Origin of the sequence: Streptacidiphilus carbonis, from assembly GCF_000787775.1 — a bacterium.
Lineage (GTDB): Bacteria > Actinomycetota > Actinomycetes > Streptomycetales > Streptomycetaceae > Streptacidiphilus > Streptacidiphilus carbonis.
The window spans coordinates 1-12,671 of sequence record NZ_BBPM01000011.1; the positions used below are offsets into that span (position 1 = coordinate 1).

Here is a 12,671-nt window from a genome sequence, read left to right on the forward strand (position 1 = left end):
GCTACCGCACCCAGCGCGGCAGGTAGGCCGGCGTCACCAGGGCATCGCCACGCCGCCGTTGGGACGCAGGATCTGTCCGGTGACGAACCGGGCGGCATCGCTGACCAGGTAGCGGACGGCGTAGGCGATGTCCTCCGGCTCGCCGATCATCCCCAGCGGGGACATCCGGCGCAGGGGCTTCTCGGCGGCGGCGCGGGCGGCCTCGTCGATGCTGCCGTCGGGGAGCAGGTAGTGCCGACCGGTCATCGCGGTTCGCACCAGCCCCGGCGCCACCGCGTTCACCCGTACGCCGTAGCGGCCGACCTCGGCGGCGAGGTTGTGGGTGAGCTGGACCACGGCGGCCTTGGACACCGAGTAGCTCATGATCTCGGGCTGCGCGGTGTCCACGGCGCCGGAGGCGGTGTTGACGATGGATCCGCCGCCTCCGGCCGACATGATCCGCGCGGCCGCCTGGCAGGCGTGGAAAGTGCCCTTGAAGTTGACGTCCAGGACCGCGTCCAGGTCCTCCTCGGGGACGTCCACCACCTTGCCGGTACGGATGATCCCGGCGATGTTGCAGAGGATGTCCAGCCGGCCCTGCTCGGCGGCGGTGTTCTCGATCAGTGCGAAGACCGCGGCGCGGTCGGTGACGTCCAGGGCCGCGGCGACCGCGGTCTTGCCGATGCCCTCGGCGGTGGCGGTCGCGGCGGCGGCGTTGACGTCCGCGCAGACGACGAAGGCGCCCGCTGCTGCCAGCACCCGGGCGGTGGACCGTCCGATGCCGCTGCCCGCGCCGGTGACCACGGCGACTCGTTCGTTCAGGCCGAAGGGGTCCGTCAGCTCATTGCCCGTCATGCCACCGAGGACTATCAGGGTCACCTTGACTTTGGAAGCGACAGTACACTTAGCTACTGGCAAGTAACTTATTGAGGGGTGACCGGCATGACGGCAGCGGATCAGGCGTCCGAGTTCGACCGGGGGATCGCCGTCACGGCCCGCCCCGGCGTGCCCTCGGTGTACGACGCCGAGCTGGACCCGGGCTGGCGCATCGGCGGCGGCATGAACGGCGGTCTCCTGTTGGCCCTGGCCGGCAACGCCCTGCGGCAGGAACTGGGCGCCGTGAACAACCACGGCGACCCGTTCTCGCTGAGTGCCTACTACATCTCCGCGGGCCGTCCCGGTCCCGGCGAGATCCGCACCGAGACCGTCCGCCGCGGCCGGAACTTCAGCACGGGCGCGGCCACCTTGCTGCAACGGGACGACCGGGGCGACCCGGTGGAGCGGCTGCGGGTGCTGGCCTCCTACGGCGACCTCGACGCACTCAAGGGCGAGGTGCGCACCAGCGCCGTCCCGCCGGTGATGCCGCCGCCGGAGGAGTGCGTCAGCTCCGAGCTCGCGCCTCCCGACTTCCTCAGCGAGGCCGCCCTGCTGAAGCGGCTGGAGCTGCGGCTGGACCCGGCCTGCGTCGGCTGGGCGCTGGGGAAGCCGTCGGGGGAGGGGCGGATCCAGGGCTGGCTGCGGCTCGCGGACGGCCGCGAGCCGGACCCGCTGATGCTGCTGTTCGCCGTGGACGCGCTGCCGCCGGTCACCTTCGACCTCGGCCTCTTCGGCTGGACGCCGACGCTGGAGCTCACCGCCCATGTCCGGGCCCGTCCGGTCCCCGGCTGGCTCCGCGTGGTGCACTCGACCCGGAACCTGGCCGGCGGGCTGCTGGAGGAGGACGCCGAGGTCTGGGACGCGTCCGGCCGACTGGTGGCCCAGTCCCGGCAGTTGGCGGTTGTGCCGCGCTCGGCGTGAGTTCCCGCCGGCGTGAGCCTCCCGCCGGGGTGACCGGCGGTATGCGGAGGGGCGCCGACCCGGCGGTCGGCGCCCTTGGCTCCTGCCCTGGGCCCGTCCGCGCCTCCGGGCGGTCCGGCTGCCGGCTAGGCGGTGATGTACAGGACCTCCGGATGGTCGTGCTCGTACCCCCGCGCCTCCGGGTGGTCCAGCAGCCACTGCATCCGGTCGCGGCTCTCCTGGTCCGCCGGGGTGTAGACGACCAGCTCGATGTCGGTGGCGGCGAGCACCTCGAAGTTGCTGACCACCACCCGTAGTTCACCGATCGCCGGATGCTGGTGGCGTTTGGTGCGGGTGGACGCGGCGGCGACGTCCTGCCGGGACCAGATCTCGGCGAACTCGGGGCTCACCGCCAGCAGGTCCTCCACCAGCCCCTCCCAGTCCGGATCCCCCAGGTGCCGGACGTAGTGGGTGCGGTAGAGCGCGGCCAGCAGCGGGAGGTCGACCTCCCGCTCGACCAGCGAGCTGCAGCAGGACGGGACGGTGAAGCTCAGCCACAGCAGGTTCCGGCCCTGCGACCCGCGGAACCGCGGCCAGAGCGCCGCGTAGGGCGCGTTCCAGGCCAGCACGTCCAGGCGGGAGTTGAGCACGCAGGCCGGGGAGGTGCGGAAGTCGTCCAGGATCTGCTGGATGGTCGGGTCCAGGTCGTCGCAGGGCGGCGGCGCCGGTGCGGTGCGGATGTCGGCGAGCCGGTAGAGGTGGCTCAGCTCCGGCTGGTTCAGCCGCAGCGTCCTGGCTATCGCGTCCAGCACCTGCGGGCTGGCGTTGATCGGCCGACCCTGCTCCAGCCAGGTGTACCAGGTCACCCCGACCCCGGCGTGCAGCGCGACCTCCTCCCGTCGCAGTCCGGGCGTGCGCCGTCGGCCGCCGGGCGCCAGTCCCAGTTCCTCCGGCGTGATCCTGGCCCTGCGGCTGCGCAGAAAGGCGGCGAGCTCGGTCCGACGAGCGGGTGCAGTCGTCATGCCACCCATCCTGCATCACACCACTGACAACGGTCCGGCATTGTTTCTGACGGGCTGTAGGACTACAGTCGTAGCCCTACAGCCGTTCACTCAAGGAGAGCCGTCATGGCGCTGCCGAGCCAGGCAACTGTCGAGGAACTGGACCCCGTGTTCGCGGAGATGGCCGCCGCGAGCTTTCAACGCGCAAGGGCGGGAAAGGAGCTGACGCCGCGTGAGCTGGCCCTGATCGGCCTCGTCGGGGACGTCTGCACACAGGTCCTCGGGATGCCCTACGAACTGCATGTGCGGGCCGCTCTGGACAACGGCCTGGACGCCGACGACCTGCGCGAACTGCTCCGCTTCCTCTCCTACGACAGCGGCTACCCGGCGGCGCTGGCCGCCCTGGAGCGGCTGGCCGCCATCGAGCGCGAACACGGCCTGCCCGGGCCGACCGGCCAGCGGCACCAGGTGGACGCGGACGGCACCGGCAGCCCCATGCCCGCGGCGATGCGCGCCGAGGTGCGCGCCCTCGACCCGGACTTCGCCGACTACATGGACCTGCAGTCGCGGATGCGCGCCGGCATGTCCCGGATCAGCGTCCGCGAGCGGGCCTTCGCCACCATGGCGGTGGACGTCGCCTACCAGACCCTCCAGGAGAGCTTCCGCGCCCACGTCGGCCGCGCGCTGGGCGCGGGCGCGACCCCCGACGAGGTCCGGGCCGCGGTCCGCGCCACCGCGCCGTTCGGGATGACCCGGACCTGGCGCGCCCTCAACGTCCTCGACGCCCTGCTGGCTACAGCCGCCGGTACATGATGTGCAGGCCGACGTAGCCCAGGGTGGGGTGCAGGAAGCCCTCGGGGAGGGTGGTCATGACCTCGAAGCCGAGGGACTTCCACAGCGCGACGGCCCGGGTGTTGGACTCGACCACGGCGTTGAACTGGACCGCGCGGTAGCCCTCGGCGCGGGCCCAGGCCAGCATGGACCCGCCGAGGGCGCGGCCGACGCCGCGGCCGGCGTGGGCCGGGTCGACCATGAAGCTGGCACTGGCGATGTGGGAGGCGCCGCCCATGTGGTTGGGGTTCATCTTGGCGCTGCCGAGGACATCGCCGGTGGTCTCGTCGACGGCGACGACGGTCCGGCCCGGCGGGGCGAGCATCCACATCCCGCGGGCGGTGGGCTCGTCCAGGTCGCGCGGGTAGGTGTAGGTCTCGCCCGCGGCGACGATGGTCCGGAAGAAGGGCCAGACGGCGTCCCAGTCGGCGGCCTCGGCGTCTCGGATCAGCATGTCCGCCAGCCTGCCGCTGCCGACCCGCCGGTGCCAGTGGTTTCGGTCGGCGTGTCGGGCGCGGCAGAATGCAGGTGGCATCCCTGCGAGAGAGTGGTAACCGCGCGTGACCCTTCAGACAGCGTCCATCCAGCAGACCATCGCCGAGGAGCTCGGTGTACGGGCCGGGCAGGTGCAGGCGGCGGTCGACCTGCTCGACGGCGGCGCGACCGTGCCCTTCATCGCCCGCTACCGCAAGGAGGCGACCGGCGAGCTCGACGACGCCCAACTGCGCACGCTGGAGGAGCGGCTGCGCTACCTGCGGGAGCTGGAGGAGCGCCGGGCCGCGATCCTGGAGTCGATCAGCAGCCAGGGCAAGCTCGACGAGGCGTTGGAGGCGCAGATCCGTGCCGCCGACTCCAAGGCCCGGCTGGAGGACATCTACCTCCCCTACAAGCCCAAGCGCCGCACCAAGGCGCAGATCGCCCGGGAGAACGGTCTTGAGCCGCTGGCCGAGCTGCTGCTCGGCGACCCGGCCCGGGACCCGCAGGCCGAGGCGGCCGCGTTCGTGACCGGGGAGGTCGCGGACGCCGCGGCGGCGCTGGAGGGCGCCAGGTCGATCCTGGTCGAGCGCTTCGGCGAGGACGCCGACCTGGTCGGCGAGCTGCGCGAGCGGATGTGGGGCCGGGGCCGGCTGTCGGCGAGGGTCCGCGACGGCAAGGAGGAGGCGGGGGCGAAGTTCTCCGACTACTTCGACTTCGCCGAGCCCTTCGTCAAGCTGCCCTCGCACCGGGTGCTGGCGATGCTGCGCGGTGAGAAGGAGGACATCCTCGACCTCACCATGGAGCCCTACGCCGACGAGGCGGACGCCGAGGCCCCGGGCGGCTACGAGTCCCGGATCGCCCAGAAGTTCGGGATCAGCGACCGGGGCCGCCCCGGCGACCGCTGGCTGCTGGACACCGTCCGCTGGGCCTGGCGCACCCGGCTGCTGGTCCACCTCGGCATCGACCTGCGGCTGCGGCTGCGCACCGAGGCCGAGGACGAGGCGGTCCGGGTCTTCGCCGCCAACCTGCGCGACCTACTGCTGGCCGCCCCGGCGGGCACCCGGGCCACCCTCGGCCTGGACCCCGGCTTCCGCACCGGCGTGAAGGTCGCCGTGGTCGACGCGACCGGCAAGGTGGTCGCCCACGACACCATCCACCCGCACGTCCCCGCCAACCGCTGGGACGAGTCCATCGCCACCCTGGCCAGGCTCTGCGCGGCGCACCGGGTCGACCTGATCGCCATCGGCAACGGCACCGCCTCGCGGGAGACCGACAAGCTGGCCGGGGACCTGATCAAGCGTCACCCCGAGCTGAAGCTGACCAAGGCCGTGGTGTCCGAGGCGGGCGCCTCCGTCTACTCCGCCTCCGCCTTCGCCTCGCAGGAGCTGCCCGAGCTCAATGTGTCGATCCGCGGCGCTGTCTCCATCGCCCGGCGGCTGCAGGACCCGCTGGCCGAGCTGGTGAAGATCGACCCCAAGTCGATCGGCGTGGGCCAGTACCAGCACGACCTCTCCGAGGCCAAGCTGTCCCGCTCGCTGGACGCGGTGGTCGAGGACTGCGTCAACGGCGTCGGGGTGGACGTCAACACGGCCTCGGCGCCGCTGCTGACCCGGGTGTCGGGCATCGGCGCGACCCTGGCCGACAACATCGTGGCGCACCGCGATGCCAACGGCCCGTTCCGCAGCCGCAAAGCGATCAAGGACGTGGCGCGGCTCGGCCCCAAGGCCTTCGAGCAGTGCGCGGGCTTCCTGCGGATCCCCGGCGGCGAGGACCCGCTGGACGGCTCCAGCGTGCACCCCGAGGCCTACCCGGTGGTGCGCAGGATCCTGGCCGCCACCGGCGGTGACCTGAAGTCGCTGATCGGCAACGGCCCGGTGCTGCGCGGGCTGAGCCCCACGGCCTTCGCCGACGAGCAGTTCGGTGTGCCGACGGTCACCGACATCCTGCGCGAGCTGGAGAAGCCGGGCCGCGACCCGCGTCCGGCGTTCCGCACGGCGGCGTTCAAGGAGGGCGTGGAGAAGCTCTCCGACCTGGAGCCGGGGATGCTGCTGGAGGGCACCGTCACCAATGTCGCGGCCTTCGGCGCCTTCGTCGACGTCGGCGTGCACCAGGACGGGCTGGTCCATGTCTCGGCGCTGTCCAGGACCTTCGTCAAGGACCCGCGCGAGGTGGTGAAGTCGGGCGACATCGTCCGGGTGAAGGTGCTGGAGGTGGACATCCCGCGCAAGCGGATCTCGCTGACGCTGCGGCTGGACGACGAGGCCAAGCCCAAGCAGGAGCGCGGGCCGCGCGGCCAGCAGCAGGGTCAGGGCCAGGGCGCCCCGGCTCAGCGGCAGCAGGGCCAGCGGCAGGGGCAGGGCCGGACGCCGCAACCGCGGCGCGAGAACCCCCGCGGCGGCAACGCACCGGCGCCGGCGGCGAACAGCGCGATGGCGGATGCCCTGCGCAGGGCGGGTCTGACCCGCTGACCGGGGCAATGCTGCCATCAGGTGATGGCACATTGGATCCTGGTGCCCCAATGGTCGGGGTGCCCGGTTCCGCAATCGTACGATGATCCAAGGAAGTCCCCATCCGCTCCCCCGTGCGGAAGGGGGCTTCCTTTTTGGTTCACTCCTCCCAACGGAGCCAGACGGCCGTGTCGGAGGGCAGCAGCCCACCCTCCAACGGCCCGCTCGCCAGCAGTGGTTCGGCCCGCTCGGGCAGGGCGACCGGGCTCGGTCCCAGGTTCACCACGCAGCGGAAGCCGCCGGGGCGGGTGAAGTCCAGAACGTCCGGCGCGGACGGCAGCCAGCCCATCGGCCCGTCGCCGAGCCCGGGCTCGGCTCGGCGCAGCCGCAGCCCGGCCCGGTAGAGCTCCAGGTGCGATCCGGGGGCGCCGGACTCGGCAGCGGCGGTGCGGTCCTTCCAGGCGGCCGGCTGGACGTCCAGCCAGGGCGGGGCGTCCGCGTCCCCCGGGCCCGCGCTGAAGCCGAACGGGCGCTCGGTGCCGCTCCACGGCAGCGGCACCCGGCAGCCGTCCCTGCCCCGGTCGACATGGCCGGACCGCAGCCAGGTGGGGTCCTGGCGCAGTTCGTCCGGGATGTCCTCGACCTCCCACAGGCCCAGCTCGTCGCCCTGGTAGACGTAGACGCTGCCGGGCAGCGCGAAGGTCAGCAGCGCGGCGGCGCGGGCCCGGCGGGTGCCCAGGTCCACGTCGACGGGGCGGCCGAAGCGGCCGGCCCGGTCGAAGTCGTAGGTGGTGTCGGCGCGGCCGTAGCGGGTGACATGGCGGGTGGTGTCGTGGTTGGACAGCACCCAGGTCGGCGGGGCGCCCACCAGGGCGTGCGCGGACAGGGTGTCGTCGATGACGCCGCGCAGCTCGGCGGCGTCCCAGGCGGACTTCAGCAGCGGGAAGTTGAACGCGGTCTGCAGTTCGTCGGCGCGCAGGTAGCGGGCGAAGCGGGCCGGGTTGTTCTCCCACAGCTCGGCGACGAACATCCGCTCACCGGGGTAGCCGTCGGTGATGGTGCGCCAGCTGCGGTAGATCTCGTGCACCCCCTCCTGGTCGCGCCAGGGGTCGGGGCGGCCGTGGTGCCCGGCGGAGTCCGGCAGGCCCTGCTCCTTGACCAGGTGGTCGGTGACGTCGATGCGGAAGCCGTCGACGCCCCGGTCCAGCCAGAACCGCAGCACGGACTCGAACTCGCTGCGGACCGCCGGATTGTCCCAGTTCCAGTCGGGCTGCTCGGGCGCGAACATGTGCAGGTACCACTCGCCGGGCCGGCCGTCGGCGTCGGTGGTGCGCTGCCAGGCGGAGCCGCCGAAGTGGGCCTGCCAGTCGTTGGGCGGCAGGTCGCCGCCGGGGCCTCGGCCGGGGCGGAAGTGGAACAGGGCGCGCTCGGCCGAGCCGGGGTCCGCCGCCAGCGCCGCGCGGAACCAGGGGTGCTGGTCCGAGCAGTGGTTGGGGACCAGGTCGACTATGGTCCGCAGGCCCAGGTCATGGCCTTCGGCGATCAGCGCCTCGGCTTCGGCGAGGGTGCCGAAGGCCGGGTCGATGTCGCGGTAGTCGGCGATGTCGTAGCCGCCGTCCGCCAGCGGGGAGACGTACCAGGGCGAGATCCACAGCGCGTCCACGCCGAGCTCCACCAGGTAGGGCAGCCGGCTGCGGATGCCGGCGATGTCACCCGTGCCGTCGCCGTTGCCGTCCATGAAGCTGCGCGGGTACACCTGGAAGATGGCCGCCCCGCGCCACCAGGGCTCACTCTCCGTCGGATCCTGCACGTGGGACCGCCTTGTCGTTCGTCGGTGCTGTTGTTGTCTTTTCTACCTTTGCGCGGGGTGACGGGGGTAGAGGGCGTCCGAGACGGTGGACCGGCGGTCGGCAGGGCAGGGCAGGGCGGGGGTGCGGTGGGGGCGGATGTCTCAGGTCTGGTGCAGGGTCGAGCCGTTGCGGCCCTTGCGGACCTCCAGCCGGGTGGGGATGCGGCTCCGGAGGTCCGCGACATGGCTGACGATGCCAACGGCGCGGTCGCGTTCGCGCAGCCGGTCCAGGACGTCGAGGACGTCCTCCAGGGTGTCCTCGTCGAGCGAGCCGAAGCCCTCGTCGATGAAGAGGGTGTCCAGCGGCATGCCGCCGGCCTCGTCGGTGACCACGTCGGCCAGGCCCAGGGCCAGCGCCAGCGAGGCGAAGAAGCTCTCGCCGCCGGAGAGCGTCGAGGTGTCCCGCTCCTGGCCGGTCCAGGCGTCCAGGACGCTGAGGCCCAGGCCGGAGCGGCCGCCGCCCCTGGCCCGCAGGTCGGTGTGGGCGAGGGAGTAGCGACCCTGGGACATCACCGCCAGGCGCGATCCGGCCGCCGCCGCGACCTGTTCCAGCCTGGCCGCCAGGACGTAGGTCTCCAGGGACATCCGGAACCGGTTGCCGCTGCTGGTGCCCGCAGCCAGCCCGGCCAGGCCCGCCACGGTGGCGTGCTCTGCGGCCAGCGGCTCCAGCCGCCGCACCTCCACGGTGAGGCCGGCGCTGAGCCGGTCCAGCGCGGCGCAGCGGTCCCTGGCCGCTTGCAGCCGGGCGTAGGCCTGCTGCAGCTGCTGCTCGGCGACCCGGTCGGCCGCCTGCTCGGCCGCCGGGTCCGCCACCGGCTGCCTTACGGCGGCCAGCAGTTGCTCGTCGGCCAGCTCGGTGCGGACCCGGGCCAGCTCGGCCCGGTGCCGTTCCACCGCTTCACGCAGCCGCAGGGCCTCGGCGGCCGGGAGCAGCGCCCGCTCGGCCTGGCCCGGATCGGCGAAGCCCTCCCGCTCGGCCGCCGCCCTTGCCGAGGCCTCCGCTCCGGCGAGGGCCTGCGCCCCCGCCGCCGCTTCGCGGACGGCGGAGACCGCCTGGTTCAGCCGCTCGGCGAGCGGCTCCAGCTGGGCCACCCGGGCGGCCACCGACACCGCCCCGGACCGGCCGCGCTCCAACTCGGCCGTCAGCCGGATCTGTTCGTCGGCCAGCGCGTCCAGTCCTGCGGTGCGGGCGGCCAGCATCGAGGCGGCCGCCACCTCCGCCTCGCTGCGCAGGCCCTGTTCGTGCTGGAGCCGGTCCAGCTCCTCCTGGGCCCGGAGACCGGCCGCCGCCTGCTGCTGGGCCTCGGCCTGCTCGGCTCGCAACTGGTCCGCCGCGCCGCGCAGTTCAGCCGCCGACCGGTCACCGGCGACGGCGGTCAGGGAGTCGATCTGGCGGCGCAGCCCCTGGACGTCCTCGCGGGCGGTGTCGGCGCGGTCGGCCGCCTCCCGGTGGGCCTGTTCCGCGTGCTGCTCCTGCTCCCGGGTGACCTGCCCGGGCCCCGGCCGGGCGGGTGCCGGGTGCTCGGCGGAGCCGCAGACCGGGCAGGCCTCGCCCTCGGCCAGTCGGGCCGCCAGTTCGGCCGCCATGCCCTGCAGCCGGCGCTCGCGCAGCTCCAGCCAGCGCTCATGGGCCTGGTTGGCACTCTCCCGCAGCGTGCGGGCGCGCTCCTCGGCGTTCGACAGCCGGTTGGTCAGCGCCTCCGCCCGCTCGGCGGCCTCGCAGCGCTGCCGGACCTCGGCGAGCCGGGTGTCCAACTGCTCGGACCGGGACAGCGCCAGTTTCGCCCGGTCCAGCGACGCGGCGGCCCGGTCCCTGAGTGCCGGCCACTGCTCCAACCACTCGGCGGCCTCCGCCCGTTGGGACTCGGCGTCGTCGCGCTCGGCCTCCAGCCGGCGCCGGGACCGCTCATTGGCCTGGAACTGCTCCTCGGCCGGCAGCAGCGCCCGCAGGCCGCCGAGCTCCTCGCGGGTGGCGTGCTCGGCCGCTGCCAACTTCTCGGCGTCGGCCCGGTGCGTGTCGGCCCGGTCGGCGTCGAGGGGCGCGAGCACGGCGGCGGGCAGCGCGGCCCGGGCCCGCCGCTCGGCCTCGTCGAGCCGGCGCCGGGTCAGCAGCGCCTGCTGATGCAGCGTCAGCAGCGGGGCCACGGCCTCGGCGCGCCGGGCTCGCTCCAGCCGGTGCTCCGCGGTCCGCTGCTCCCCGGAGCGCGCCTCCAGCTCGTGCGAGCGCCGGACGGCGTGCGCGTGCCGCTGCTGACGGTCCGCCAGCACCTCGACCGCGCGGGCCCGATCGGCGGCCGGTCGGCGCCGCTCCAGCGCCAGCCGGTGCCAGGACTCGGCGATGGTCAGCAGCTCCCTGGCCTCGACCCGGAGCTGGGCCGCCCAGCAGAGGCAGTCGGCGTGCACATCGAGCGGCGGCGGCTCGTCCGTGCCTGCCGCCTCGCGCAGCCGCTCCAGTCGGGAGCCGATCTCGCCCAGCACCGCCTGGCAGGCCTTCTCGGTCTGCTGCCGGCGCTCCGCCAGCCAGCCCTCCACGGCGCCGAAGCGTGCCGTGTCGAACAGCCGCCCGAGCAGCTCGGCCCGCTCCGGGGCGGTGGCATGCAGAAAGCGGGCGAAGCCACCCTGGGGGAGCAGCACCACCTGGCAGAACTGCTCGCGGCTCATGCCCAGCAACTGCTGGATCTCGGTGCCGATCTCCTGGTGCGAGCGGCTGCTCGCGCGCCAGGAGTCGGTGCCGTTGTCGTCCTCCGCGTCCTCCGCGCCGTCCGCGACCCGTTCCCGCAGCAGCGTCTGTGCCTTGTCGGTGGTCAGCCCCTGGCCCCGTCGCTTCGTCCTGACCTGCTCCGGGCTCCGGGTGATCTCCAACCGGCGGCCGCCCAGGGTCAGTTCGAGCACCACCTCGGTGCGCACCTCGGCCGCCGCGTGGTCGCTGCGCAGCCTGGTGCGGGGCCGGCTGCCGGGCAGCGTCCCGTACAGGGCGTAGCAGACGGCGTCGAGGACGCTGCTCTTGCCGGCGCCGGTGGCACCGTGCAGCAGGAACAGGCCGCCGGCCGCCAGGGCGTCGAAGTCGACGGTCTGGGTGTCCGCGAAGGGGCCGAAGGCGGTCATCGCCAGCCGGTGCAGCCGCATCAGCGCCCACCCGCCTCGGCGAGCTCGACCGCGCCGGCACCGGCGGCCTCGGTCGCCTCCCGCAGCAGCAGTTCCTCCTCCGGGCCGGGTCCGCGGCCCCGGACGTGCCGGACGAAGCCCAGCGCGATGTCGGTGTCGCTGCGCCCCCGGGTCCGCGCCGCGTACGAGGGCAGCCCGTCGCCGAGCTCGCCCTCCGGCTCGAAGGACAGTTGCAGGGCGTAGGGGAAGCGGGCCCGCAGCCGCTCCATGGCCCGGTCCGGACGGCCGGGGTCGGTGAGCGCTGCCTGGACCCAGGACTGCTCGTGCCGGCTCAGCCCGGGATCCTCCAGCAGTTCGTCCAACTGCCCGCGCAGGCGGGCGAGCGGGCGGGGCACCGGGCAGTCGGTCCGCCGGGCCGCGACCTCCCCCTGCGGGCCCAGGTCGACCAGCCACATGGACTTGCGGTGGTCCGCCTCGGAGAAGGAGTAGGCCAGTGGGGACCCGCTGTAGCGCACCCGCTCACTGATCGTCTGACACCCGTGCAGATGTCCCAGCGCCGCGTAGTCGACGCCCTCGAACACCGACGCCGGCACGCTGGGCACCCCGCCCACGGCGATGTCCCTCTCGCTGTCGCTGACCTCGCCGCCCACCACGAAGGCGTGCGCCAGCACCACCGACCGGGTCCCCTCCGGACGGTCCGCCAGATCCGCGCGGACCCGGCCCATGGCCGCCTCCAGCACCGCCGCATGGCTCACCGCCGCGGCGCCGAGCCCGGCCCCGGCCAACGCGGGCTCCAGGTAGGGCAGTCCGTACACCGCCACCGGCCCGTGTTCGTCGGCGAGCAGCACCGGCTCCCCGCAGCGCTCCGGCTCGGTGCGCAGATGCACCCCGGCCCGCTCGATCAGCCGGGCGGCCACCCCCAGCCGCCGCGCCGAGTCGTGGTTTCCGGCGATCAGTATCACCGGCACCCCGAGCTCGGCCAGCTCCCGCAGCACCCGGTCGAACAGCTCCACCGCGCCCAGCCCGGGGATGGCCCGGTCGTAGACGTCCCCGGCCACCAGCACAGCCTCGACCGCCTCGGTCCGGACCGTGGCGACGAGGTGGTCGAGGAAGGCGCGCTGGGCCGGAAGCAGGTCCTCCCGGTGGAGGGTCCGCCCCAGATGCCAGTCGGAGGTGTGCAGGAGTCGCATAGCCAACGACAGTAAC

The 12,671-nt window shown here is 73.7% G+C and carries 9 protein-coding genes; 3 read left to right on the forward strand and 6 right to left on the reverse strand.

Annotated elements, in window-relative coordinates:
* Positions 1–33 precede the first annotated feature (33 nt).
* Positions 34–834 carry an SDR family NAD(P)-dependent oxidoreductase gene (locus TR46_RS10770; protein ID WP_042397582.1) on the reverse strand — a complete coding sequence of 267 codons (801 nt, stop codon included), beginning with the start codon at positions 832–834 and terminating at the stop codon, positions 34–36.
* An 87-nt stretch (positions 835–921) separates the two neighbouring features.
* Between TR46_RS10770 and TR46_RS10775 the strand changes: the two genes are divergently transcribed.
* Complete coding sequence (locus TR46_RS10775; RefSeq protein ID WP_042397992.1) at positions 922–1,776, forward strand: thioesterase family protein; 855 nt, start codon at positions 922–924, stop codon at positions 1,774–1,776.
* 125 nt (positions 1,777–1,901) lie between these two features.
* Here TR46_RS10775 and TR46_RS10780 read toward each other — a convergent pair whose 3' ends face one another.
* Positions 1,902–2,777, reverse strand: coding sequence for a helix-turn-helix transcriptional regulator (locus TR46_RS10780; protein ID WP_042397585.1), 876 nt, complete (start codon positions 2,775–2,777; stop codon positions 1,902–1,904).
* 105 nt (positions 2,778–2,882) lie between these two features.
* Here TR46_RS10780 and TR46_RS10785 point away from each other — a divergent pair, with 105 nt between their 5' ends.
* The gene (locus TR46_RS10785; protein ID WP_042397588.1) at positions 2,883–3,569 is read left to right on the forward strand and encodes a carboxymuconolactone decarboxylase family protein; all 687 of its coding nucleotides are present in this window, start codon (positions 2,883–2,885) and stop codon (positions 3,567–3,569) included.
* Here TR46_RS10785 and TR46_RS10790 read toward each other — a convergent pair.
* Entirely contained in the window at positions 3,550–4,041 is a 492-nt protein-coding gene (locus tag TR46_RS10790; RefSeq protein WP_042397591.1) for a GNAT family N-acetyltransferase, read from the reverse strand. The two genes, TR46_RS10785 and TR46_RS10790, sit on opposite strands and share 20 nt — an antisense overlap.
* A gap of 106 nt (positions 4,042–4,147) precedes the next feature.
* On the opposite strand from TR46_RS10790, the gene TR46_RS10795 reads away from it, so the two are divergent.
* Positions 4,148–6,532 carry a Tex family protein gene (locus TR46_RS10795; RefSeq protein WP_042397594.1) on the forward strand — a complete coding sequence of 795 codons (2,385 nt, stop codon included), beginning with the start codon at positions 4,148–4,150 and terminating at the stop codon, positions 6,530–6,532.
* A 139-nt stretch (positions 6,533–6,671) separates the two neighbouring features.
* On the opposite strand, the gene TR46_RS10800 is transcribed toward TR46_RS10795, so the two are convergent.
* The 3 genes from TR46_RS10800 to TR46_RS10810 all read right to left on the reverse strand — a co-directional run bounded on the left by TR46_RS10800 (position 6,672) and on the right by TR46_RS10810 (position 12,655).
* Positions 6,672–8,321, reverse strand: a complete 1,650-nt coding sequence (locus TR46_RS10800; RefSeq protein ID WP_042397595.1) for a glycoside hydrolase family 13 protein — start codon at positions 8,319–8,321, stop codon at positions 6,672–6,674.
* A gap of 141 nt (positions 8,322–8,462) precedes the next feature.
* A complete protein-coding gene (locus tag TR46_RS10805) occupies positions 8,463–11,486 on the reverse strand; it encodes an AAA family ATPase (protein ID WP_042397598.1) in 3,024 nt (1,007 codons plus the stop codon).
* Positions 11,486–12,655, reverse strand: coding sequence for an exonuclease SbcCD subunit D (locus TR46_RS10810; protein WP_042397601.1), 1,170 nt, complete (start codon positions 12,653–12,655; stop codon positions 11,486–11,488). The genes TR46_RS10805 and TR46_RS10810 overlap by 1 nt, the downstream gene beginning before the upstream one ends.
* Positions 12,656–12,671: the final 16 nt, after the last annotated feature.